This window comes from Pseudomonas sp. RA_105y_Pfl2_P56, from assembly GCF_963970845.1.
GTDB lineage: Bacteria > Pseudomonadota > Gammaproteobacteria > Pseudomonadales > Pseudomonadaceae > Aquipseudomonas > Aquipseudomonas baetica_A.
This window is the reverse complement of record NZ_CAXAPL010000006.1, coordinates 137,296-161,785: the sequence shown is the minus strand read 5'-3', so window position 1 is coordinate 161,785 and position 24,490 is coordinate 137,296. Positions and strand designations below refer to the sequence as shown.

The window sequence follows — 24,490 nt, the reverse complement described above, 5'->3', positions numbered from 1 at the left end:
ACTTCATGTCATGACCCGAGCCAACAAAAACTTTTCAAACTTGCCAGCCAGCCATATCGCCAAAATAGTTAGCCCACCCGTTAAAACGCTGTAAGCGGCCGCGCGAACAGGATAAAGCGGCAACAGATAAACCAATATCAATGCAACCATTAGAAAAACAATGCTAACTTTCACCATTCGCTTTGGAATTACAGCAACAACTAAATTTACAAAAATAAACAGATAAAACACCATATACATGGCAATCCCGATGGAAGCACCACGCGAGGTAAGCCCACCAAATAAAACCTTGTACAGCGAAACACCATAGTAATTAACCACGACATAAATGACGCAGGCAAAAAAATGTACCAATAAACCCGCCGCTAGCCTCACCATCATCTTTTCCACTCTCCATACTTATCTACAGAGCCTTGCGTGATGGAGCTTCTTAACTTCTGATCGTATGTGCCAAGATAAACAGTACTGGTCACCACTTTCTCGCGATAGCCCATTCGCCCAGCAAATACTCTTACCGTTTCAGTGCGTAGTTCAAAATTTTCCGAAGCCCATAAAGCCCCACGTAGCACCATATAATTATCGTACTCATTGGTCTTGTCCTCCTTTGGGAATATAGGAATACCATCACCATATTTCATACCGGTTTCAACGGTTTTCTTAATGGCAGCTTCCAAAGACTTGGTTTCTTCCAGATATAAACGATATGTATCGGTCGCGAACGGTATTTGCCCAACCCCGTCAGCCCAATAGGGCTCACCATCAATCATGACCATTAAAAATTCGGCACCACCCTCAGAACTATTTTTCCAATCACCGGGCATTGTCGGGGCAAAGCTAATTGACATCCGGTCAATAATTGCAAATTTAATAATTTGCGACCAACTAAACTGCTTATAGGCATTGTAGGCATCTGTACCGGCAGTTTTAGACTCGGGGTTCACCCAAATTTTCTTCCGATAATTATCAGCCAACGGCTCAAACCACTGAATTGCTTCCGCATACAGTTTCTCAGCTTTCATGATCCTGAACTGAACATCTGGTGCATTCGGTTTTAGAGCAAAAAGAGGCACCCCATTTCCTCTGGTTATTAACCAGACGTGAGGCAATGGAAGCTGTTTCGGTTTTTTATCTTCACTCGGCGTAGTTTCGGCTTTGATTTTCAGTTCCGTTTTTCCATCGGAAGTCTCGAAAATGTGTGCAACGCCGTCGATGACAATAGAGGTTTCCACGCGATTACTCCGACGACACGTAGATGGTAACCATCTCGGCTTGTTTTCCAGTGGAGAAACACCCTGTGCCTCCAGCCGCCGATGAACATCCTGCTTTCTCTAAGCCACTGTCAGAAACCATTCTGTAATTGAGGTTTGCTACTGGTTGTCCGTCCGCTGTATGGAATGAAAAAACACGGTTGAAGACTCCAGGAATGACTAACGGCTCCGGCGGCACAAACGGCGCCGGCGAATGCGAATTGCCGATAATCACCGTGCCAGAACCGGCGGTGACCTTATTGCCATGAGAACCAACCGAACCTACCGTGGCCGCCGGTTTGCCATTGATCAGAACCGTGGTCGCCAGATCGCCAACCATCGCACCACCACACGCCGACGCATCGCCTTGGCGGGCGGCCGCGAGGCCGTCGAAGAACACGTCGCCGGAACCGGCGGCGATCGGGTTGGTGCCGTGGCCGGGGAGCGGGCAAGCGGTGGGGTCGGATACGCGTGCTGCGGGTTTGCCAGACATCGGGGATCTCCTTAGGTGACCTTCACTTGACCGCTGCCATCCAGGCGCGCGGAAAAACTGACCTGTCGCTTGAACCCTTCAACTTCCAGCAGGCCTTCGATGCTGAAGGCCAGGCGCAGTTGATCGTGGTCACGCGGCAGGGAAATGACACGCACGTTGCTCAGGCGTGGCTCGTAGGCTTCGATGAAGCTTTCGATGGCCAGGCGGGCCTGACTCAGGGAATCGTGCAGGCTCAGGCGCATGTCATTGAGATCGGGCAACCCGTAGTCGGACAGCGTTTGCACGCTGCCGGCCCGGGTGCTGAGCATTTTGGCCAGATGGGCAGCCACTGACGCCATGGCACAAGCCTCAAGGCTGTTGCCCTTGCGTAGTTGCGCATCGCCGTTGAGGCGTTCGAAAAGGCTGCCGTATCCGTCCATGAGTCGCTCTTACTCTTTGTCCAGCTTGCCAACCAGCGACAGGGTGAAATCGGCACCCATGTACTTGAAGTGCGGACGCACGTTCAAGCTCACGCGGTACCAGCCCGGCTCGCCTTCAACGTCGCTGACGATCACTTGCGCAGCGCGCAGCGGACGACGGCCACGCACTTCGGCGCTCGGGTTTTCCTGGTCGGCCACGTACTGACGGATCCACTTGTTCAGTTCCAGCTCGAGGTCGGTACGTTCTTTCCACGAACCGAGTTGCTCGCGCTGCAGCACTTTCAGGTAGTGAGCCAGGCGGTTGACGATCATCATGTACGGCAGTTGGGTGCCGAGCTTGTAGTTCAGCTCTGCAGCCTTGCCTTCTGCGCTGATGCCGAAGAACTTCGGCTTCTGCACCGAGCTTGCGGAGAAGAACGCCGCGTTGTCGGAGCCCTTGCGCATGGTCAGGGAGATGAAGCCTTCCTCGGCCAGTTCGTATTCACGACGGTCGGAAACCAGAACTTCGGTAGGAATCTTGGTTTCGATTTCGCCCATGCTTTCGAAATGGTGCAGAGGCAGGTCTTCAACAGCACCACCGCTCTGTGGGCCGATGATGTTCGGGCACCAGCGGAATTTGGCGAAGCTGTCGGTCAGCTTGGTGCCAAACGCGTAGGCCGTGTTGCCCCACAGGTAGTGCTCGTGGCTGTTGGCAACGGTTTCCTTGTACACGAACGATTTGACCGGGTTTTCTTCCGGGTCGTACGGGTTACGCAGCAGGAAACGCGGCACGGTCAGGCCAACGTAGCGGGAGTCTTCCGAAGTACGGAAGCTCTGCCATTTGGCGAATTGCGGGCCTTCGAAGTGGTCTTTCAGATCTTTCAGATCCGGCAGGCCGGTGAAGCTTTCCAGGCCGAAGAATTTCGGGCCGGCCGCAGCGATGAACGGCGCGTGGGACATGCACGAAACGCTGGCCACGTACTGCATCAGCTTCACGTCTGGCGAGCTTGGCGACATGTAGTAGTTGGCGATGATCGCGCCCACAGGCTGACCACCGAACTGGCCGTATTCTGCGGTGTAGATGTGCTTGTACAGACCCGACTGCATGACTTCCGGCGAATCTTCGAAATCGTCCAGCAGGTCTTCTTTGGAGACGTTGAGGATTTCGATCTTGATGTTTTCGCGGAAGTTGGTGCGGTCGACCAGCAGTTGCAGACCACGCCACGACGATTCCAGAGCCTGGAAGTCCGGGTGGTGCAGGATTTCGTCCATCTGACGGCTGAGCTTGGCATCGATCTCGGCGATCATGCGGTCAACCATGGCCTTCTTGACTGGCTCACCGTTGTTCTGCGGCTTGAGCAGTTCTTCGATGAACGCCGACACGCCGCGTTTGGCGATGTCGTAGGCTTCGTCGTCCGGCGTCAGACGGGTTTCGGCGATGATGCTGTCGAGAATGCTGTATTCGCCGTTCTCGGCGCTCTTCTCTTGTGCTGCGCTAGTGCTCATTGTGTTGGCTTCCTTGGCTTGAGTCTCAGGCGTCCGGGGCTGCGGCGTTCAAGCCCAGCTCACCGAGTACGCGACCGCGGGATTCGTCGTCGGCGAGCACGCCTTCGATGGCTTTACGGAACGCAGGTGCGTTACCCAGCGGGCCCTTGAGGGCCACCAGCGCATCGCGCAGTTCCATCAGTTTTTTCAGCTCAGGCACTTGCTCGACCAGGCTGGCCGGGTTGAAGTCCTTCATCGAATTGACGCGCAGTTGCACAGCCAGCTCGTCGGCCTCGCCATCTTCCTGAAGACGGTTCGGCACGCTCAGCGTCAGACCCAGTTCTTGCTTGGCCAACACTTCGTCGAAGGTCATCTTGTCGATGCTGATCGGCTTGCGATCTTCGATTTTGCGATCGTCCTTGCGGTGGGTGTAGTCACCGATTGCCAGCAGTTTCAGCGGCAGTTCAATCTCTTCCTGAGCACCGCCGGTGGCGGGTTTGAAGGTGACGTTGATGCGTTCCTTGGGGGCTACCGAGCCTTCTTTGGCCATGGCTTTTCTCCTTGCGGTTGTGGCCCTGGGGCCTATTCGAGTACCACTTCGAGATCGAGGTGGCACAGCCTGCGATAAATCTCTTCCTTGCGTTCACGCACTGCATGGTTCTGCGGTAACAACTCGCAGCAACTGTGCAGCAGGTGCAGCACTTCCAATGCAAGATCGGGCTCCCAGGCGTGCAGGCCTGAGTCCTGTAATGTCTGATCGAGGGTTTCGAGCTGGTTCTTGGCCAGTTCGTATTTCTTGGCCATGAAGCACAGTCGGGCGAGCGCGAACTGCCAGAAGAAGCGCTCGCGTCCGCCGTGGGCCGATTGCAGTCCTTGCTTGAGGATCTGCACGGCAGGCTTCAAGCCTTCCTTGCGCAGCAGTGGCAGCACCTCTTCGAGGGCTTTTTCCCAGGCTGGCTGGGTTTCGACGTTCTCGCTCTCGACCTTGCGCGGCGCACTGGCGCTTTGCAGATGCGGCATGACATTGGCGGCGATCCACGCCCGGGTGGACGGATCGGCAAACGGCGCACCGTCATGGAAACGCAACTCGACAATGCCAGGCAGACGCTGAACCAAAAGCGCGAAGTGGATTTCCACTTCGCGCATTGCCAACTCGGCGTTGAGGTTCTGGAGACATTCCCAGACCATTCGCTGGCCATCGAACCAGAACGGTGCCTTCGCCAGGCTCGCCTCCAGTTCCACCAGCAAGTCGGCGTATTTGCCCTGATCGAAACGGTCCTGGTAGAGCTTGAGTTTTTCCAGTGGCAGACCACGCAACACGGTGATCTGTTCGGCGTTGCGCTCCGGTACCGCGTCGATGGTCATCCACAGCAGCGTGCGATTCAGGCGCAAGGCGCGCAGGTCAGTGGCCTTCTGTTTGAGCCACCAGGCGCACAGTGGCCGCGCGCTGTCCTGCTGGGCGCGCAAGGCTTTGTGAGCGTCTCTTTCGTTGTCAATCGGTGCGCCGGGCGTGAGCAACTGGCTCGCAGCCTGTTTGACCTGTGCCACCGCAGCGCCCACCACACCGGGGGCTGGCTGGTTGTCCGCGGCACGCTGGATCATGGTTTTCAGGCGGCGGGAGAGCGGCAGCAGCAGCGGCGCATCATCACCCAGATGTTCGGTGCAGGCAGCGTCGAGGCCAGCCAGATGCTCGGAGAGCTGCCGGAACATCGGCAATTGCTCTTTGATCGCGATGTTTTCGGTGATGACCTGCTCAAGACGCGGCACCAGCCAGCCAATGGCGGCGGCACGGGTGCGGGGTTTGAGCGGGTGGACGTCGGCCCAGTTGTTTTCCGACAGGTGGTGCAGCAGACCGAGGCCGGCCAGCAGCCCCGGGAAGGATTCGCGCTGATACAGCGACCAGGTGAGCCAGGCGCCGACACGCAAATCCTTGGATTGGGTTCGCAGAAGGTTTTCGCTGTTTTCGCGAATTTTCAGCCAGTCGATCTGCCCGCTTTCGTGCATCGACGAGGCTTTGGCCAGCTCGCTTTCCAGTGCCTCGAATTCGCTCGAAAAACGAACGTCTTCGCCCGCGAAATTCTCTTTGGAAACAGAGACTTTAGCGAGTTCGAGGTAATGGGCGGAAAGTTTGCTTGAGTAGGACATCCATGGCCTTTAATTGGGATTACAGTCGTGCGCCTATTGGAGTTTCAGGAGCGCTGGACAGTATCGAAGAGCAGTGACATGACTCATCCTATTGAGTGTGTGCTCTTTCAAGTGGGCGCATCGTACTCACGATGATGGCCACTAGCAAGCATCTGATTAAACAACAAGACGAAGTGTTCATTGGTGCTTGTAAGAGATCGCCCTATATGGGACAGGGGATTCCCTGATACCGCTTTAAATTCTCCGCGTTTGCCCAACACCCTCCAAACCATTGATCCAGAGCATCCGGTGAAGTCAGGCCGTTTCATTTCGAACGAGCGTCCCAATAAGCGGCGTAAAGCATGACAAAATTTTTAAAAAATAAAAGTAGGATTCTTCCGAAATCCAATCGACCTCTATAAACAATTTACCGCCGACAACATCCATCAATAAAAGTGCCATCAATTTGATGGCATTTCACTTTCTGAAAGTTTCACAGGGGCGGCAATACTGTACATCAGTGCCAACTCAATAATTATCGAAGCTCCCTCCTAAGTCTTCTCCTTCAATTTACCCCGCACTTTCACACCCGGAATGCTCTGACAAATGTCAGAGATACTTCTTACATCAATTTATTTCCCGCGTTGCTAGCGTGCCTTGGCAAATTCTCTTCGCGTGGCGATGAAGGATGATCGGACACCGCGCCAAGACTCCCATTGCTTAAGGACAAGCGTATGTTCAGTACGGGCAACTGCGCGCCTTTTACCCTGCAAATCCCAGCCGTTCGTCACGATTTCAAGGTGCTTGCCTTTAACGGCACCGAGGCCATCAGCCAGCTTTACTCCGTCCGAATCGAACTGGTCAGCGAGTATCCGGACTTCGATCTGGAGAGCCTGCTCAGCCAACCCGCGTTTCTACAATTCGGCCTCAACGGCGAAGGTATTCACGGGCGCATCGAAGATGTAATGGTCGCAGAGTCCGGTAAACGCCTGACCCGCTATGAGCTGACGCTGGTGCCAGCGTTGCACTATCTGCAGTTCAGCCAGGATCAGCGAATTTTTCAGCAGCGTACGGTGCCGCAGATCATCGCGCAGGTGCTCGAAAGGCACGGCTTTCAAAGCGATGCATTCACCTTTCACATCAACCCGAATCCGTCGCGTGAGTACTGCACGCAGTACGGCGAAAGCGACTTCACGTTCCTCCAGCGTTTGTGCGCCGAAGATGGAATTGCCTGGCATCACCAGCATTCGGTCGACGGGCATTTACTGGTGCTCACTGACAGCCCAGTGTTCGCCCCCAGTCTGGGTACAGCGCACTTTCAGGCCGACAGCGGCATGGTCGCGGAACAATCCGTGGTCAATCAGCTGACCATGGGCTTCAACACGCGCACCAGCACGGTGACCCGTCGTGACTACGATCTTCAACGCCCAAGTCTGCTACTGGAGAGCCGCTTCACCACCGAATTCAGTCCCGATCTCAAGGACTACCGATACTGATCTATATACGATGGCAATCCCTGGCTGAACCCCAAACCTATGAGGCTTACATCACCATTTGCGAATCGGCTCGGGAAATCATGCGTAAGCCGGAAAAAGCTTTCTGCAGGGCTGATGGCAAATGGATCACGGACTACCGCGATGACATGGGTATTGGCTTGGCTCCCGGCGGTATTGCAAAGGTCTGGCTAAGGGGCGCTTGCCTCAAGTCTGTCGAGATTACTCGGTTCAAAGGGAGTGTAATGAAGGAAGGCCCGTATCAAGGAAAAAACGAGGGGCGGTACGCACTGTCTCTATCACCTGAATCTAAAGCCTACATCGAAAAATTCGGCATTCCCTTCGGGAGCTGGTAAGGAGCATTACCTCATGGAATTGAAACCGCTGTTGTTCGCAGCGCTGATGTGGCTTCCCGTTACCCAGGCGTTTGCAGACACCTCGCCACTGGACGGCCATTACTACCTGACGGGCGCAATGGAAATGGGCGCCGAGTTGCTGTTGCGTAAGGACGGCACCTTTTCTGCTGGTATCGCCTACGGATCGGCTGGCGGTGTCGCCAAGGGAAACTGGTATGTCGAGGAAAACACTCTCATGCTGGAGCAAGAGCCTGCTGCCCAACCAGCAAAGAAGCTTTCCTACAATCTTTCACACGAGAGAACGCTGATCGAACTAAAGGAATATGCCGACAAAGAAAAAAATGAGTTGGCTAAAGAGAGCTACGTTTTAGAGCTACGGTACGATCACCAACCTGCGCCGCCGCCCCTGAAACCCGTGATGGTCAGTCTCGAGTTCGATTCAGGTCCACCGGGTCAATTGCTCTTGAACTCGAATCAACAAACAGACCTCTGGTTTCCTTACGATCACCAGAGAACTCTGAAAAAAATTGGCTTTGGCACAGATCATAATCGTGGAACTTATCAATGGTTCGATGTCGCGAGGGATAGCCGAGCCTTCAATATTGGCTGGAAGAAACGAAAAAACCAGCCCTTAACGTTCGAACAACCAATCGGATTTGATCTGGCGACCACCCGCCAATATCTGGCTCCAGATGAGCGAGAACGAGTTGACCATAACTATTGGTTGACGTTTTATCACTTCGATCCGGTCTCACCACCCGCGATCCATCCAGTGGACGTTCATTGGCAATTCGAAGACGGTTCGACATTGAAGGAGGTTTGGACAGACTCGCAGCGAAACACGCTGACACTGCCGTTCTCCCCAAATAAAGCATTGGCGAAAATCGGTTTGCATACACAAAATTCTCCTGATGAAATCGAGTGGTTCACCGTCATGCCGGAAACTCGATGGGCGACGCTGGACTGGCAAGCCTATCCTGACCCTGCCAACGGCGATCTTTCTGTGTTGTTCAAAGATCTGCAATTAGCCATCGAACCCAACTGCTTGGCCGTCAATTTTGGCAACGGCAAGGCCTGCTTCCGGCGTCAATAAGCCGATTTACAGCCACAAAAAATGGGCACCCGACCGCAATCGGTGTGCCCATTTTTTATTGCGGTTCTCCCCGTGTTCAGGGACTTCGCCGCAATTATGGATTAACGCTGTCTTTCAACGATTTGCCTGGCTTGAAGGCAACGGTGTTGCTGGCCTTGATTTTCACCGGCTCGCCGGTTTGCGGGTTTTTACCGGTGCGGGCGCCGCGGTGGCGTTGCAGGAAGGTGCCGAAGCCCACCAGCGTGACGCTGTCCTTGCGGTGCAGAGCGCCAGTGATTTCTTCGAGAACGGCGTTGAGCACGCGGTTGGCCTGTTCTTTGGTCAGATCTGCTTTTTCAGCGATTGCAGCGGCGAGTTCTGGTTTACGCATTAGTGAAGCCCCTTTGACGGTTTTTTGTTGTTATGTCCGTGCTGTTCTCGTTGGAACAGCGCCCAAGGCGCCGCAGGCTCTACTCTGCGGCAGACGGAGTGAGGATGGCACGCGGATACCGGCGGCGCCAGCCTCCACGCGACCTTTGTAGGGGCAAAAGCGGGGTGATTCCGACAGAACGACCGGTATTTACGCCAGCAAGGGCGGAAGTTGTTTGTTCAGTGCGAGTTTTTCCATCACCGCCGCGCCGGTCAGGGCATAACCGAGCAACTGGCCGTCAGCGCTGTGACACAGGGCCTTGATGTCGGCGCCCTGCCCTTCGACCGCCCACACGCCTTCGCTGCCCCGTGGCGGGGGCGAAACCACCAGTGGGCACACCGGGGTTTTCACGGTGATCGGCATGGGACCATAGCTCACTGCCGTCGGGTTTCCAGCCAGGGTTTGTGCCAGCGCTCGCGCACAACTCATCAGGGGCATGACGTACAGCAGATTCAGCCCGTCGACCTCGGCGCAGTCGCCCAAGGCGTAGATATTGGCGTGAGACGTTTGCAAATGGCGGTTGACCACGACGCCGCGATTGACCTGTACACCGGCAGCCGCGGCCAGATCAATGCGTGGACGCAGACCGATGGCCGAGACCACCACATCGCACGCAATGACCTGACCGTCGGACAGGTGCGCCTCCAGACCGTCAGCCACTTTTTGCAGACGGGTCAGCACCGGCCCCAGGTGGAAGCGTGCACCGAGGCTTTCCAGCCCCGCCTGCACGGCTGCCGCAGCGGCCGGGTGCAGCAGCGTCGGCATGACCTGTTCGCACGGGGCGACCAGTTGCACTTCGTAGCCGCCGAGGATCAGGTCATTGGCGAACTCGCAGCCGATCAGGCCGGCCCCGAGTAGTAATACCCGACGCTTACCGGCCGCTGCGGCACGGAAGCGTGCGTAGTCTTCGAGATCGTTGATCGGGAAGACCCGATCCGCACCATCGCATTCAATCGGCACGCGCACGGTCTCTGCCCCCCAGGCGAGGATCAGGTCGCGGTAGGCCACGGCCTCTTCGCCGATCCACAAGCGCTTGTGGCCGGCGTCGATACCGCTGATGCGCGTATGGGTGCGCACTTCGGCCTTCAACTGCTCGGCCATGGCGCCCGGCTCGGCCATACTCAGGCCGTCGGCGTCCTTGTTCTTGCCAAAACCGGTGGAGAGCATCGGTTTGGAGTAGGAACGACCGTCATCGGCGGTAATCAGCAGCAACGGGGTTTCGCTGTCGAGCTTGCGAAACTCACGGGCCAGGTTGTAGCCCGCAAGCCCGGTGCCAACGATGACGACTGGTGCGCTCATGCCTTACTCCTTGGGTTGTGCTTAGTTGATTTCGATCATTTCGAAGTCCATCTTGCCGACGCCGCAGTCAGGGCACAGCCAGTCTTCCGGTACGTCCTGCCAAAGGGTGCCCGGCGCGATGCCGTCATCCGGCCAGCCGTCGGCTTCGTTATAGACCAGGCCGCAAACCACACATTGCCACTTTTTCATTCAGGTACTTCCTCAGGATTCAGGCGTTTTGCCGGCGCGGACGGTCGATGGGTGCTGCGCTGCCATCCGGCTCAGGGCGTTTTGTACTGAGGGTGCCGGGCAGATGCAAGCCTGTTCGGCGCAACGGCGACCCGGTTCCATCAATCTCGCGGCCTGCCATGGTAAGCTCGCCGCCTCATTTGCGGCCAATAATGACTCATTGTGCAACATTCAAATTCCTCTCCGGCCCCGCTCTGGCTGACTCAGAGCCAACTGACGCCCCTCCCCGACTCGTTGACCCTGAACTGGTTGTTCGACGAAGGTTCGCTGACTCGCCGCCTGACCCGTCTGTCGAACGACGGCTTCAGCGTAACGCCGCTGTTTGAAGGCTGGGACACTTTGCGAACCGACGAATGCACCGCGCTGGATCTGGCCGAAGGCAGTGAAGGCTGGGTGCGTGAGGTGTATCTGCGCGGCCATGGCGAAGCCTGGGTGTTTGCCCGCAGCGTGGCTTCGCGCCGCGCGTTGCAGGGCGATGGTTTGCACATGGACGAACTGGGCAGCCGCTCGCTGGGCGAGTTGCTGTTTTGCGATCATGCCTTCCAGCGCCGCGCCATCGAAGTCTGTGAGTACCCGGAACATTGGCTGCCACAAGCGTCCCGCTCGCCCGACCTGTGGGGCCGTCGCTCGCGTTTCGACCGTGGCGCACTGAGCGTGCTGGTAGCGGAAATTTTCCTGCCGAGCCTGTGGAACGCTGCCCGCGCCCATCCGGAGACCTGCTGATGTATCAGAGCCTGCTCAAGTCCCTGAACCGTTTGAATCCGCGCGCCTGGGATTTCATTCAGTTGACCCGCATGGATAAGCCGATCGGCATTTACTTGCTGCTGTGGCCAACGCTGTGGGCGCTGTGGATTGCCGGCAAGGGCTCGCCATCGCTGGCCAACGTGGTGATTTTTGTCCTCGGCGTGGTGCTGACCCGCGCCGGTGGCTGCGTGATCAACGACTGGGCCGACCGCAAGGTCGACGGCCATGTCAAACGCACGGCGCAACGACCGTTGGCCAGCGGCAAGATCAGCTCGAAAGAGGCGCTGGTGTTCTTCGCGCTGCTGATGGGCGTGAGTTTCCTGCTCGTACTGTGCACCAATGCGCCGACGATCTGGCTGTCGCTGGGTGGTTTGGCGCTGGCGTTCACGTATCCGTTCATGAAGCGCTACACCTATTACCCGCAGGTGGTGCTGGGTGCGGCGTTTTCCTGGGGCATGCCGATGGCGTTCACCGCCGAAACCGGCGAAGTGCCCGCTGCGGCGTGGTTGCTGTGGATCGCCAACCTGCTGTGGACGGTGGGTTACGACACCTATTACGCGATGACCGATCGGGATGACGACCTGAAGATCGGGGTGAAATCCACGGCGATCCTGTTTGGCGAGGCGGACCGGGTGATCATCCTGACGTTGCAGGCGCTGTCGCTGGGCTGCCTGTTGCTGGCCGGGTCGAGATTCGAGCTGGGGGGCTGGTTCCATCTCGGTCTGCTGGCGGCTGCCGGCTGTTATGCGTGGCAATTCTGGTACACCCGCAGCAAGGACCGGTTGCGCTGCTTCCAGGCGTTTTTACACAACCACTGGGCCGGGCTGGCGATTTTTGTCGGGATCGTGCTGGATTACGCGTTGCGTTGAGACAATACGGCCCCGCAGACCGGGGCCGATGTTCAAGCACTCAAGCCCGTTATTTCTGTGACATGTGGACGACATGCCACATGTTATTCATCATGTCGCCTTTCATTTCTCCAGGTTTTTCGTCCTTCATGAACGTGTACAGCGGTTTGCCGTCGTAGGCGTATTGCATCATGCCGTCATCGCGCTTGATGACACTCCATTTGCCCTCAGCCTTGGCGTCCGCTGGCGCCATCATCGGTGGCCAGTTCTTGGCGCAATCGGCGTTGCACATCGACTTGCCGTCGGCGTCCTTGTCGAACGTGTAAACGGTCATGCCTTTGTGATCGACCATCATGCCGTCCTTCATCATGGCCGGCTCTGCCGCCATCGCTAATCCAGGCAGAGTCAGAGCAGCAGCCATCAGCAGGGCTTTAAAGGAAAAATTCATTTGAGTCATGGAAACCTTCTTTTGTGGTTGTCAGGATTCGGACTTAGAGCGTAGTTCAGGATCCGCACAACCGCTGGCGGACTAAAATACTGTCACACGACTGCAATAATTCCGTTATCTAATGCGGCGCAAGACAGTTAAATGACAAGAGGATTAAGGCATGGTTGGCAGGAGCATTCTGATCGTTGACGACGAAGCGCCCATTCGCGAAATGATCGCCGTTGCGTTGGAAATGGCCGGCTATGACTGCCTCGAGGCGGAGAACTCGCAGCAGGCGCACGCCATCATCGTCGACCGCAAGCCGGACCTGATCCTGCTCGACTGGATGCTGCCTGGCACCTCCGGCATCGAACTGGCCCGCCGCCTCAAGCGTGACGAACTGACCGGGGACATCCCGATCATCATGCTCACCGCCAAGGGCGAAGAAGACAACAAGATCCAGGGTCTGGAAGTCGGCGCTGACGACTACATCACCAAACCGTTTTCCCCACGCGAGCTGGTGGCGCGCCTCAAGGCTGTGCTGCGTCGCGCCGGTCCGACGGACGGCGAAGCACCGATCGAAGTCGGTGGGCTGCTGCTCGACCCGATCAGCCACCGCGTGACCATCGATGGCAAGCCGGCCGAGATGGGCCCGACCGAATATCGCCTGCTGCAATTCTTCATGACCCACCAGGAACGCGCCTACACCCGTGGCCAATTGTTGGATCAGGTCTGGGGCGGCAACGTCTATGTTGAAGAGCGCACCGTCGACGTGCACATACGTCGTCTGCGCAAGGCCCTCGGCGACGCCTACGAAAATCTGGTACAAACCGTGCGCGGCACTGGCTACCGGTTTTCCACCAAGGCCTGACCCGACCGCCAGACTCGCTGACAAGGACCGTACTTCCCGTGAATCAAAACTGGCATGGCACCCTGATTCGCCACATGCTGCTGCTGGTCACCGCTTGTCTGGTGATCGGCCTGATCACCGGCTATTACGGCTGGAGCCTTGCCGCGGGCCTGGGTATTTATCTGGCCTGGACGCTCAAGCAATTGCTGCGTCTGCACGAATGGCTACGCCTGCACCAACCCGATGAAGCACCGCCCGACGGCTACGGCCTGTGGGGCGAGGTGTTCGACAGCATCTATCACCTGCAACGCCGCGACCAACGGGTGCGCGGGCGCCTGCAAGCGGTGATCGACCGGGTGCAGGAATCCACCGCCGCGCTGAAAGACGCGGTGATCATGCTCGACAGCGATGGCAACCTGGAATGGTGGAACCGCGCCGCCGAAACCCTGCTCGGCCTCAAGACCCCGCAAGACAGCGGCCAACCGGTGACCAACCTGGTCCGCCATCCGCGCTTCAAGGAATACTTCGAGCAGGAAAGCTATGCCGAGCCGCTGGAAATCCCCTCGCCGACCAATGATCGCGTGCGCATTCAGCTATACCTGACCCGCTACGGCAACAACGAACACTTGATGCTGGTGCGCGACGTCACGCGCATCCATCAGTTGGAGCAGATGCGCAAAGATTTCGTCGCCAACGTTTCCCACGAGTTGCGCACGCCGCTGACGGTGATCTGCGGCTATCTGGAAACCCTGCTCGACAACGTCGAGGAAGTGAACCCGCGCTGGAGCCGTGCCCTGCAGCAGATGCAGCAACAGGGCGGGCGCATGCAGACGTTGCTCAACGACCTGCTGTTGCTGGCCAAACTGGAAGCCACCGATTATCCGTCCGACAACCATCCGGTGCCCGTCGACACGCTGCTGCAATCGATCAAGAGCGACGCGCAGCAACTGTCCGGATCAAAAAACCAGCACATCACGCTGGAAGCCGACACCAGCCTCATGCTCAAGGGCAGCGAGGCAGAACTGCGCAGCGCGTTCTCCAATCTGGTGTTCAACGCGGTGAAATACACGCCGGCCGAGGGCAACATTCGCATTCGCTGGTGGAGTGATGAGCAAGGCGCACACCTGAGCGTGCAGGACTCGGGCATGGGGATCGACAGCAAACACCTGCCGCGCCTGACCGAACGCTTCTACCGCGTCGACTCCAGCCGCAATTCCAACACGGGCGGCACCGGACTGGGGCTGGCGATCGTCAAACATGTGTTGCTGCGCCACCGCGCGCGCATGGAAATCAGCAGCGTGCCCGGTCATGGCAGCACGTTCACCTGCCATTTCGCCCCGGCTCAAGTGGCTCAAGTACGGGCAATTAGCGCCGCTGAGTAATGCCGGACTAGGCAATCGCCAGGTCAGCCGCTACATTGGCTGACTTGCGCCTGCCTTTCAGGCGCGACTTATTCTCTCTTACGAATTACACGGAACCCGCAAAACTCCATCATGGACCCTTCCCCTGGCTTGTCCCTCGCTACAATATTTGCCGATTTCGGCATGATTCTTTTTGCTTTGATCCTGGTGTTGCTCAACGGCTTTTTCGTTGCAGCGGAATTCGCCATGGTCAAACTGCGCTCGACCCGGGTCGAGGCCATCGCTGACAAGAACGGCTGGCGCGGGCACATCCTGCGCACCGTACACAGTCAGCTCGATGCGTATCTCTCGGCGTGCCAGCTAGGTATCACCCTCGCCTCCCTCGGCCTGGGCTGGGTGGGTGAGCCGGCGTTTGCGCACATTCTCGAGCCCTTGCTGGAAAGCGTTGGCGTGCAGTCGCCGGAAGTGATCAAGGGCGTGTCGTTCTTCGCTGCGTTCTTCGTTATTTCGTACCTGCACATCGTCGTTGGCGAACTGGCACCCAAGTCGTGGGCAATCCGCAAACCCGAACTGCTGTCACTGTGGACTGCGGTGCCGCTGTACCTGTTCTACTGGGCGATGTACCCGGCGATCTACCTGCTCAATGCCAGCGCCAACGCAATTCTGCGGATCGCCGGACAAGGCGAACCCGGCCCGCACCACGAACACCACTACAGCCGCGAAGAACTGAAACTGATCCTGCACTCCAGCCGTGGGCAGGATCCGAGCGACCAAGGCATGCGCGTATTGGCGTCTGCGGTGGAAATGGGCGAACTGGAAGTGGTCGACTGGGCCAACTCCCGGGAAGACCTGGTCACGCTGGAATTCAACGCGCCGCTGAAGGAAATCCTGGCGATGTTCCGTCGCCACAAGTTCAGCCGTTATCCGGTGTACGACAGTGAGCGCCAGGAGTTCGTCGGCCTGCTGCACATCAAGGATCTGCTGCTGGAACTGGCGGCGCTGGATCACATTCCCGAGTCGTTCAACCTGGCTGAACTGACCCGTCCGCTGGAACGCGTGTCGCGGCACATGCCGCTGTCGCAACTGCTGGAGCAGTTCCGCAAGGGCGGCTCGCACTTCGCTGTGGTCGAGGAGGCTGACGGCAACATCATCGGTTACCTGACCATGGAAGACGTGCTGGAAGTGCTGGTCGGCGACATTCAGGACGAACACCGCAAGGCCGAGCGCGGGATTCTCGCGTATCAGCCGGGCAAGTTGCTGGTGCGCGGCGATACGCCGTTGTTCAAGGTCGAGCGCCTGCTGGGCATCGATCTGGACCACATCGAAGCCGAAACCCTCGCCGGCCTGGTCTACGAAACGCTCAAACGCGTGCCGGAAGAGGAAGAGGCGCTGGAAGTCGAAGGTCTGCGGATCATCATCAAGAAGATGAAAGGGCCGAAGATTGTGCTGGCCAAGGTGTTGATGCTGGATTGATGGACTGATCCCGAAAGTGTCAGATCAGACACCTCATCACTGCTTGCCCAACGCAAAGTTGGGCAATGCCCCCAGCGGCTGGTTGAACTGATACGGAATCGACACCAGCCCCGCCCCGCTATTGCGTTGCACCACAAAGTGCAGGTGCGGGCCGCTGCTGTTACCGGTGTTGCCCGACAGCGCCAACGGACTGCCCACCGTCACTCGTTGCCCTTCGCGTACCCTCACCGAGCCTTGCTTGAGATGCAGGTACACGCCCATCGTGCCGTCATCGTGCAGCACACGCACGAAATTGCCGGAAGGATCAGTGCCACGTCCACTCTGGGAGTTCTCGGTTTTCACCACCACGCCAGCCCGCGCGGCGATGATCGGTGTACCCACCGGCATGGCGATGTCCATCGCGTACTTGTTCTTCGGCCCATAGTGGCTGTATTGGCCATTGGCGCCCTGACTCAAGCGAAACGGCCCGCCACGCCACGGCAGCGGATAGCGATAGCCCTGCGCCGTCCCGGCAGGGTCGCCAAGGGCGTAATGGAACTGCGGCGTATACACCAGAGGCCTGGCGCCGGAAACCGCCGTCAGCAACGCCAAGCGCGTATTGCTGCGTGCCGGCAGCACCCGGCGGATCGTTTGAGCGGGCGCGCCACGCACATTGCTCATCCCGGTAAACGCCAGTGCAACCTCGACCGGCGCATACAAATCATTGCGCACGAATACCACGTCGACACCCTTGTGCTTCTTGATGTCGAGGTACACCTGCCGCTCAAGGCGTTCGACCATGCGATCCTGAAACACGAACACCTGCGAGCCTTTGCTCGGCCGGTCGCTGTAGGAGACCACGCCGTTGGCATCGGTGGATTTGTAAATAGTCATGGCCACAGCCGAGGTGGAGGCCATGAAGAGACCACAGAAAAACAGCAGGCGCGCGAGCATGGGCAAAGGTTCTGTCGAGTAAGGCCTGGAAATGAGCCTAGCAGGTCAAGCAGACCAGGCTAGTCGACAGATGTTTCAAATTGGGCAGTCTGGAAAATCGCTGTCGTGCGTGATGCCCCCTCCGCGAGCAAGCTCGCTCCACATTTGAAATACATTCCAATGTGCGGGCTTGCTCGCGAAGTCGGACGGTCAGGCGATGAAGATCAGGCGCCGGGTACGAAGTGCTTCTGCGCCGTGCCGCGGGCGATCAGGCGGGAGATGTAGTCGAGTTTCTGCGCGTCCTGGTCGACGAAGCGAAAGGTCAGTTGCAGCCAGTCGCTGTCGGCTTTCTGCTCAAAGGCAACGATGGCATGCAGGTAGCCATTGAGGCGGGCGATTTCGGCGTTGTCGCCCTGTTCCAGGTCGAGCACGGCGCTGTCGAGGATCTGCGGCAGGGTGTCGGTGCGCTTCACCACCAACAGCGCTTCCTTGATGCTCAGGGCCTTGATCACGCATTGCTGGTTGCCGCTCGGCAGGCGCAACTGGCCCTGACCCCGACCGCCAGCCGGCGCTGCTGAGGCGGCGGGCGCTTTGACCGGCGGGCTGTTGAGCAAACCACGGGATGGCGCGGCGGCTGGCGCGGGTGCAGCAGCGGCGGGTTTGGCAAACGGGTTGACCGCAGCGGCCGTCGGAGCACCACCGACCACGGCAGGTTTGCCGCCGGTCAGTGCGCTCAGGGAGTCGTTGCCGAACGCCGAGTTCATCTTGGTCGGTGCGCTGTTCATCAGGGTATCGAGCTTGCCGACCTTGTTCAGCGCCTGCTTGACCTTGGTCAGCAGTTGCTCGTTGGTGAACGGCTTGCTGACATAGCCGGAAACGCCAGCCTGAATCGCCTGCACCACGTTCTCTTTGTCGCCACGGCTGGTCACCATGACAAACGGCATGGTCTTGAGATTGTCCTGTTGACGGCACCAGGTCAGCAGTTCTAGACCGGACATTTCCGGCATTTCCCAGTCGCACAGAACCAGGTCGAAGGCTTCCTTGGCCAGCACGGCCTGAGCCTTTTTACCGTTGACGGCATCCTCGGTGCGGATCCCGGGGAAGTAATTACGCAGGCACTTTTTCACCAGGTCACGAATGAACGACGCATCGTCCACGACCAACACACTGATTTTGCTCATCCAACACCCCTATAAAAATCCCGGCAAGCATAACGCTGGCTGATGGCACATTGCCAAAACTCTTCAGTCACGCCGGGACTTTTCGTTCGCGGGTGCTGCTTTTTTATCCGAACCCCTAAATAAAAACGCCCGGCCAAAGGGCCGGGCGCTTTTCTCAGGCAATCTTACTTATCGTCAGCAACGCCCGGAACATTAGCGGTTTCGCCGCTTGTGCCCTGAACTTCTTCCTTCATGCGCTTGAGGCCCATGTGGCGAACGTCGGTGCCGCGCACCAGATAGATCACCAGTTCCGAGATGTTGCGCGCGTGGTCACCGATACGCTCCAGCGAACGCAGCACCCAGATGATGCTCAAGACCCGCGAGATAGAGCGTGGGTCTTCCATCATGTAGGTTGCCAGTTCGCGCAGTGCCGTTTTGTATTCGCGGTCGATGACTTTGTCGTACTGCGCCACCGACAACGCCAGATCGGCGTCGAAACGAGCAAACGCATCCAGGGCATCACGCACCATGTTGCGCACCTGGTCACCGATGTGGCGTACCTCGACGTAACCGCGCGGCGCCTCGCCCTCTTCGCACAGCTGGATGGCGCGGCGGGCAATCTTGGTGGCCTCGTCGCCGATGCGCTCCAGGTCGATCACCGACTTGGAGATGCTGATGATCAGACGCAGGTCGGAGGCCGCTGGCTGACGACGGGCCAGAATGCGCAGGCATTCTTCGTCGATGTTGCGCTCCATCTGGTTGATCTGATCGTCGATTTCACGCACCTGCTGGGCCAGGCCGGAGTCGGCTTCGATCAGCGCCGTGACGGCGTCGTTGACCTGTTTCTCGACCAGTCCGCCCATGGCCAGGAGGTGGCTGCGCACTTCCTCCAGTTCAGCGTTGAACTGCGCGGAAATGTGATGAGTGAGGCCTTCCTTAGAAATCATTGTGTTCGCTCCGCAAAAGCTTTTACCAAGAGCTGCAAGCTACAAGCTGCAAGCTGATTTGTGTCGTACTCGAACCGCTCTCGCTTGCCGCTTGAAGCTCGCGGCTCGCGGCTCGCAGCTGCCTCAATCAACCATAACGACCGGTAATGTAGTCTTCGGTCTGCTTCTTCGCCGGGTTGGTGAACAGCGTATCGGTGTCGCCGAATTCCACCAGTTTGCCCATGTACATGAAGGCCGTGTAGTCGGACACCCGCGCCGCCTGCTGCATGTTGTGGGTCACGATGACGATGGTGAATTTGGATTTCAATTCGTAGATCAGCTCTTCGACTTTGAGGGTCGAGATCGGATCCAGAGCCGAGCACGGTTCGTCGAGCAGCAGTACTTCGGGCTCAACCGCGATGGTGCGGGCAATCACCAGACGCTGCTGCTGACCACCGGACAGGCCCAGTGCCGATTCGTGCAGACGGTCTTTGACTTCGTCCCACAGCGCCGCGCCTTTCAACGCCCACTCAACGGCTTCGTCGAGGATGCGCTTCTTGTTGATCCCTTGAATGCGCAGGCCGTAAACCACGTTTTCATAGATGGTTTTCGGGAACGGGTTCGGCTTCTGGAACACCATGCCGACGCGACGACGCAGTTCGGCAACGTCTTCGCCCTTGCGATAGATGTTGTTGCCGTACAGGTTGATCGCGCCTTCTACGCGGCAACCGTCAACCAGGTCGTTCATGCGATTGAAGGTACGCAGCAACGTCGACTTGCCACAGCCGGACGGGCCGATGAAGGCCGTCACGCGCTGTTTCGGGATGTTCATGCTGACGTCGAACAATGCTTGTTTGTCGCCGTAGTACAGGCTCAGGCCCGGCACTTCGATGGCAACGGTTTCCTGCTCGAGGCTCAGGCTCTGCTTGTCGCGGCCCAGGGCAGACATGTTGATGCCGTGGGTATGTGTTTCGTGCTGCATGGGAGGCTCCCTGTGCTAACAAATTCGGTTCGGTTAGCCGCTGGGTGCGGCTGTACTCAATCTTGGGTGGCAGCGTGCTTGCTCGCGAAGAGGTCGGCACATTCAACATCAATGTCGCCTGACCCACCGCTTTCGCGAGCAAGCCCGCTCCCACAGGAATATCAACTGTCCAACGCTTTGTACTTTTCGCGCAGGTGGTTACGAATCCACACCGCCGACAGGTTCAACGTGGCGATCACCAACACCAGCAACAGCGCCGTGGCGTACACCAGCGGGCGGGCCGCTTCGACGTTCGGGCTCTGGAAGCCGACGTCATAAATGTGGAAGCCCAAGTGCATGATCTTCTGATCCAGGTGCAGGTACGGGTAGTTGCCGTCCACCGGCAGCGACGGCGCCAGTTTCACCACACCCACCAGCATCAGCGGCGCCACTTCACCAGCGGCGCGAGCCACGGCGAGGATCATGCCGGTCATCATGGCCGGGCTGGCCATTGGCAGGACGATCTTCCACAAGGTTTCAGCCTTGGTCGCGCCAAGCGCCAGCGAGCCTTCGCGCACCGTGCGTGGAATCCGCGCCAGCCCTTCTTCGGTCGCCACGATCACCACCGGCACTGCCAGCAGCGCCAGGGTCAACGAAGCCCAGAGCAGGCCCGGCGTACCGAAGGTCGGTGCCGGCAGCGCTTCGGGGAAGAACAAGCGGTCAACCGAGCCACCCAGTACATAAACAAAGAAGCCCAGACCAAACACGCCGTAAACGATCGCCGGTACGCCGGCGAGGTTGTTCACCGCGATACGGATGATCCGCGTCAGGGCGTTCTGCTTGGCGTATTCACGCAGGTACACCGCCGCCAACACGCCGAACGGGGTCACGATCATCGCCATGATCAGGGTCATCATCACGGTGCCGAAAATCGCCGGGAAAATCCCGCCTTCGGTGTTCGCTTCACGCGGGTCTTCCGACAGGAATTCCCAGACCTTGGCGAAGTAGAAGCGGATTTTGGTGAACGTACCCATCGCGTTCGGCTGGTAGGCATGAACCACTTTGCCCAGACCGATTTCAATCTCTTTGCCGTTGGCATCGCGAGCGGTCAAGGCATCACGGTTGAACTGGGCATGCAGATCGGACAGGCGTGCTTCAACGTCCTGATAACGAGCGTTAAGTTCGGCGCGCTCGGATTCCATGTCCGCTTGTGCGGTGGCGTCGAGTTTGCCTTCCAGTTCCAGTTTGCGGCCGTGCAGACGGATGCGCTCCAACCCTGCGTTGATCGCGCCGATGTCAGTCTTTTCCAGCGACTTCAGTTGCTTGGCAAGCCCGCTCACGCGGTCGATCCGCGCCTGCAGCTCAGGCCATGCAGCCTCGCCCTCAGCGATCACCTTACCGTCCTGTTTGACGTTGACCAGGTAGCCGTAGAAATTGCCCCACTCACGACGCTCGATCGCCATCAGCTCCGGCGGCGACGTCTGGTTGGTCAGCCACTCGCCGACGATCCAGGTGAAGTCGTTGCCGTTCAGATCACGGTTACCGACCTTGATCAGCTCACGGGTCATGAACTCCGGGCCCTGGTCAGGCACCGGCAAACCAGCGCTCTTGAGGCGGGCTCGCGGCACTTCTTCTTTCTGCACCACTTCGCCGATGACCAGGTGATTGGCCTGGCCCGGCACGTCGTAGTTGGCACGGATCAGATCCGCCGGCCAGAAGTGACCCAGACCGCGCACGGCAATCACCGCCAGCAGGCCAATGGTCATGATGACCGCGATGGACACCGCGCCACCGCTGATCCAGACGCCAGGGGCGCCGCTCTTGAACCATCCATTCAGGGAGTTCTGTTTCACAGACTTCTACCTTTGCTTAAAGCGACGAGTATTTCTTGCGCAGACGCTGACGAATCAGTTCTGCCAGGGTGTTCATGATGAAGGTGAACAACAGCAGCACCAGCGCCGAGAGGAACAGCACGCGGTAGTGGCTGCCGCCGACTTCCGACTCCGGCATTTCCACTGCCACGTTGGCCGCCAGCGTACGCAGACCTTCGAACAGGTTCAGTTCCATGACCGGGGTGTTACCGGTGGCCATCAGCACGATCATGGTTTCCCCGACCGCACGACCCATGCCGATCATCAATGCCGAGAAAATGCCCGGGCTTGCGGTGAGGATCACTACACGGGTCATGGTCTGCCACGGTGTGGCACCCAGCGCCAGCGAGCCAAGGGTCAAGCCGCGCGGCACGCTGAACACGGCGTCTTCAGCAATCGAGTAAATGTTCGGGATCACCGCGAACCCCATGGCCAGACCGACCACCAGTGCGTTGCGCTGGTCGTAGGTGATGCCCAGGTCGTGGGAGATCCACATGCGCATGTCACCGCCAAAGAACCAGTTCTCCATGAACGGGCTCATGTACAGCGACAGCCAGCCCACAAACAGGATCACCGGAATCAGCAGCGCACTTTCCCAGCCGTCCGGCACTTTCAGGCGGATGGCTTCAGGCAGACGGCTGAAGGTGAACCCGGCCACCAGAATGCCGATCGGTAGCAGCATCAGCAGGCTGAAGATGCCCGGTAGATGCCCTTCCACATACGGGGCGAGAAACAGACCGGCGAAGAAACCGAGGATCACCGTCGGCATCGCTTCCATCAGCTCGATCACCGGTTTGACCTTGCGGCGCAAGCTCGGGGCCATGAAGTACGCGGTGTAGATCGCAGCAGCAACGGCCAGCGGTGCCGCCAGCAGCATGGCGTAGAACGCCGCCTTGAGCGTACCGAAGGTCAGTGGCGCCAGGCTCATCTTGGGTTCGAAATCAGTGTTGGCGGCGGTCGATTGCCAGACGTATTTAGGCTCGTCGTAGTTTTCGTACCAGACCTTGCTCCACAACGCGCTCCAGGACACCTCCGGGTGCGGGTTGTCGAGCAGCAGCGGTTGCAGCTTGCCGCCCGCTTCGACCATCACACGGTTGGCGCGAGGCGACAGACCGAACAGGCCCTGGCCGTCGACCACCTGATCGACCAGCAGAGTGCGGTGTGCGGTGCTGTGGAACACGCCGAGCTTGCCGCTGGCATCCAGGGCGAGAAAGCCCTTGCGACGCTCTTCAGCGGTGATTTCAACGATCGGTGCAGTGCCCATCTGGAAGGTGCGAATCTGCTTAAGGCGCAGTTCACCGTCGGTGTCGCGGGCCATGAACCACTGGGCCAGACCGCCATTGGAATCACCGACGATCAGCGAAATACCGCCCACCAACTGGGCCGTCGCAGTCACTTGCGCATCGCCGTTTTCCAGCAGTTTGTAACGACCATTGAGACTCTTGTCGCGCAGGCTGAACACGTCGGCCTGGGCACGCCCGTTGACCACGTACAGCCACTGCTGGCGCGGGTCGACGAAAATGTTTTTCACCGGCTCAGTCATCTGCGGCAGATCGATACGCTTCTGCTCGTTGGTGACTTCGCCGGTCATCATGTTTTCTTCGCTGGTCAGCGACAGCACATTGAGTTGCGAACCGGTGGAGCCGACCAGCATCAAGGTCGAATCGGAGGCATTGAGGCTGACGTGCTCCAGCGCACCGCCGCTTTCGTTCAGCGCGATCGGCGTGTCGCCATAGGGATATTCGATGGCTGGGGTGATGGTTTTCTTGCCATCGGGGTAGCTGACTTTATAGGTGTGGCGGAACACCAGCACCTGGCCGTTGGACAGGCCCACGGCGACCAGCGGATGACCTGGCTGGTCTTTGGCGATGGACGTCACCGTTGCACCTGCCGGCACCGGCAGATCGACACGCTTCAACTCAGCGCCACTGTCGATATCGAAGAACAGCGCCTGACCTTTGTCGGAAACGCGCATGGCCACCTTATTCTGCTCTTCGAGCGAAATCATCAGTGGCTTGCCAGCGTCCTGCATCCAGGCTGGGGTGATTGCATCTTTCGCGGTCAGGTCGGCACCCTTGAACAGCGGGGCAACCACATAGGCGAGGAAGAAGAAAATCAGCGTGATGGCCGCCAGCACTGCCAGGCCGCCAATCAGGACGTACCAGCGAGTGAGGCGATCCTTGAGCGCGCGAATACGGCGCTTGCGTTGCAGCTCAGGCGTATTGAAATCAATGCGCTTGGGAGGGGAAGTCGTAGTCATTGTGGAGTTGGCCAGATCATTCATGCGCTCACCCTAGCGATCCTGTATGACAGAAAGATGACAATGCAGTGA

General features: G+C 58.3%; 23 protein-coding genes and 2 pseudogenes. 8 read left to right on the top strand and 17 right to left on the bottom strand.

The window, feature by feature from the left end; translation table 11 throughout:
• Positions 1–3 precede the first annotated feature (3 nt).
• From AACY11_RS06735 to tssA, 7 genes are read right to left on the bottom strand one after another with little or no spacing between them, the layout of a single operon-like run.
• Positions 4–381: a hypothetical protein gene (locus tag AACY11_RS06735; protein WP_336347657.1), complete on the bottom strand. Its 378-nt coding sequence runs from the start codon at positions 379–381 to the stop codon at positions 4–6.
• Entirely contained in the window at positions 378–1,229 is an 852-nt protein-coding gene (locus tag AACY11_RS06730; protein WP_339465176.1) for a hypothetical protein, read from the bottom strand. The genes AACY11_RS06735 and AACY11_RS06730 overlap by 4 nt, the downstream gene beginning before the upstream one ends.
• A 4-nt stretch (positions 1,230–1,233) precedes the next feature.
• Positions 1,234–1,740, bottom strand: a complete 507-nt coding sequence (locus AACY11_RS06725; RefSeq protein WP_095137725.1) for a PAAR domain-containing protein — start codon at positions 1,738–1,740, stop codon at positions 1,234–1,236.
• 11 nt (positions 1,741–1,751) lie between these two features.
• Positions 1,752–2,159: a type VI secretion system baseplate subunit TssE gene (tssE, locus tag AACY11_RS06720; protein ID WP_339431523.1), complete on the bottom strand. Its 408-nt coding sequence runs from the start codon at positions 2,157–2,159 to the stop codon at positions 1,752–1,754.
• A 9-nt stretch (positions 2,160–2,168) separates the two neighbouring features.
• Positions 2,169–3,644 (bottom strand): type VI secretion system contractile sheath large subunit, encoded by a 1,476-nt coding sequence (gene tssC / locus AACY11_RS06715; protein ID WP_025112673.1) that lies wholly within the window; start codon positions 3,642–3,644, stop codon positions 2,169–2,171.
• Positions 3,645–3,669: 25 nt separating this feature from the next.
• Positions 3,670–4,173, bottom strand: a complete 504-nt coding sequence (gene tssB, locus AACY11_RS06710) for a type VI secretion system contractile sheath small subunit (RefSeq protein ID WP_003229587.1) — start codon at positions 4,171–4,173, stop codon at positions 3,670–3,672.
• A 32-nt stretch (positions 4,174–4,205) separates the two neighbouring features.
• Entirely contained in the window at positions 4,206–5,768 is a 1,563-nt protein-coding gene (gene tssA / locus AACY11_RS06705; RefSeq protein ID WP_339431522.1) for a type VI secretion system protein TssA, read from the bottom strand.
• Positions 5,769–6,481: 713 nt separating this feature from the next.
• Between tssA and tssI the strand changes: the two are divergent.
• The 3 genes and pseudogenes from tssI to AACY11_RS06690 form a co-directional block, all read left to right on the top strand.
• Positions 6,482–7,240, top strand: a pseudogene (gene tssI, locus AACY11_RS06700) (type VI secretion system tip protein TssI/VgrG); the annotation flags it as partial.
• Positions 7,231–7,596: pseudogene (locus AACY11_RS06695) on the top strand (DUF2931 family protein); the annotation flags it as partial. The pseudogenes tssI and AACY11_RS06695, both read left to right, overlap by 10 nt.
• Before the next feature lie 13 nt (positions 7,597–7,609).
• Positions 7,610–8,689, top strand: a complete 1,080-nt coding sequence (locus AACY11_RS06690; protein ID WP_339494186.1) for a hypothetical protein — start codon at positions 7,610–7,612, stop codon at positions 8,687–8,689.
• 94 nt (positions 8,690–8,783) lie between these two features.
• On the opposite strand, the gene AACY11_RS06685 is transcribed toward AACY11_RS06690, so the two are convergent.
• The 3 genes from AACY11_RS06685 to AACY11_RS06675 all read right to left on the bottom strand — a co-directional run bounded on the left by AACY11_RS06685 (position 8,784) and on the right by AACY11_RS06675 (position 10,586).
• A complete protein-coding gene (locus AACY11_RS06685; RefSeq protein ID WP_003213368.1) occupies positions 8,784–9,059 on the bottom strand; it encodes an HU family DNA-binding protein in 276 nt (91 codons plus the stop codon).
• A 189-nt stretch (positions 9,060–9,248) separates the two neighbouring features.
• Complete coding sequence (locus tag AACY11_RS06680) at positions 9,249–10,397, bottom strand: NAD(P)/FAD-dependent oxidoreductase (protein ID WP_339494185.1); 1,149 nt, start codon at positions 10,395–10,397, stop codon at positions 9,249–9,251.
• Positions 10,398–10,418: 21 nt separating this feature from the next.
• Complete coding sequence (locus AACY11_RS06675; protein ID WP_339431519.1) at positions 10,419–10,586, bottom strand: rubredoxin; 168 nt, start codon at positions 10,584–10,586, stop codon at positions 10,419–10,421.
• Positions 10,587–10,787: 201 nt separating this feature from the next.
• Here AACY11_RS06675 and AACY11_RS06670 point away from each other — a divergent pair, with 201 nt between their 5' ends.
• Together AACY11_RS06670 and ubiA are read left to right on the top strand one after the other, a co-directional pair.
• Positions 10,788–11,348, top strand: coding sequence for a chorismate--pyruvate lyase family protein (locus tag AACY11_RS06670; RefSeq protein WP_339431518.1), 561 nt, complete (start codon positions 10,788–10,790; stop codon positions 11,346–11,348).
• Positions 11,348–12,238, top strand: coding sequence for a 4-hydroxybenzoate octaprenyltransferase (ubiA, locus tag AACY11_RS06665; protein WP_339431517.1), 891 nt, complete (start codon positions 11,348–11,350; stop codon positions 12,236–12,238). Before AACY11_RS06670 ends, ubiA begins: the two co-directional genes overlap by 1 nt.
• A gap of 49 nt (positions 12,239–12,287) precedes the next feature.
• On the opposite strand, the gene AACY11_RS06660 is transcribed toward ubiA, so the two are convergent.
• Positions 12,288–12,674, bottom strand: coding sequence for a COG4315 family predicted lipoprotein (locus AACY11_RS06660; protein ID WP_339431516.1), 387 nt, complete (start codon positions 12,672–12,674; stop codon positions 12,288–12,290).
• 151 nt (positions 12,675–12,825) lie between these two features.
• Here AACY11_RS06660 and phoB point away from each other — a divergent pair, with 151 nt between their 5' ends.
• The 3 genes from phoB (at position 12,826) to AACY11_RS06645 (ending at position 16,328) form a co-directional block, all read left to right on the top strand.
• Positions 12,826–13,515 carry a phosphate regulon transcriptional regulator PhoB gene (phoB, locus tag AACY11_RS06655; RefSeq protein ID WP_007896474.1) on the top strand — a complete coding sequence of 230 codons (690 nt, stop codon included), beginning with the start codon at positions 12,826–12,828 and terminating at the stop codon, positions 13,513–13,515.
• Positions 13,516–13,589: 74 nt separating this feature from the next.
• Positions 13,590–14,876 carry a phosphate regulon sensor histidine kinase PhoR gene (gene phoR, locus AACY11_RS06650; protein ID WP_260455826.1) on the top strand — a complete coding sequence of 429 codons (1,287 nt, stop codon included), beginning with the start codon at positions 13,590–13,592 and terminating at the stop codon, positions 14,874–14,876.
• A gap of 111 nt (positions 14,877–14,987) precedes the next feature.
• The gene (locus tag AACY11_RS06645) at positions 14,988–16,328 is read left to right on the top strand and encodes a hemolysin family protein (RefSeq protein ID WP_339431515.1); all 1,341 of its coding nucleotides are present in this window, start codon (positions 14,988–14,990) and stop codon (positions 16,326–16,328) included.
• Between the two features lie 36 nt (positions 16,329–16,364).
• Here AACY11_RS06645 and AACY11_RS06640 read toward each other — a convergent pair whose 3' ends face one another.
• From AACY11_RS06640 to AACY11_RS06615, 6 genes are all read right to left on the bottom strand, one after another.
• Complete coding sequence (locus AACY11_RS06640) at positions 16,365–17,261, bottom strand: M23 family metallopeptidase (RefSeq protein ID WP_339431514.1); 897 nt, start codon at positions 17,259–17,261, stop codon at positions 16,365–16,367.
• 203 nt (positions 17,262–17,464) lie between these two features.
• Complete coding sequence (locus tag AACY11_RS06635) at positions 17,465–18,421, bottom strand: response regulator (protein WP_339494183.1); 957 nt, start codon at positions 18,419–18,421, stop codon at positions 17,465–17,467.
• A 164-nt stretch (positions 18,422–18,585) separates the two neighbouring features.
• A complete protein-coding gene (gene phoU, locus AACY11_RS06630; protein ID WP_221731907.1) occupies positions 18,586–19,347 on the bottom strand; it encodes a phosphate signaling complex protein PhoU in 762 nt (253 codons plus the stop codon).
• Between the two features lie 127 nt (positions 19,348–19,474).
• Entirely contained in the window at positions 19,475–20,308 is an 834-nt protein-coding gene (pstB, locus tag AACY11_RS06625; protein WP_221731906.1) for a phosphate ABC transporter ATP-binding protein PstB, read from the bottom strand.
• 161 nt (positions 20,309–20,469) lie between these two features.
• The gene (pstA, locus tag AACY11_RS06620; RefSeq protein ID WP_339431512.1) at positions 20,470–22,140 is read right to left on the bottom strand and encodes a phosphate ABC transporter permease PstA; all 1,671 of its coding nucleotides are present in this window, start codon (positions 22,138–22,140) and stop codon (positions 20,470–20,472) included.
• 16 nt (positions 22,141–22,156) lie between these two features.
• Entirely contained in the window at positions 22,157–24,442 is a 2,286-nt protein-coding gene (locus tag AACY11_RS06615; protein ID WP_339465172.1) for an ABC transporter permease subunit, read from the bottom strand.
• Positions 24,443–24,490 lie beyond the last annotated feature (48 nt).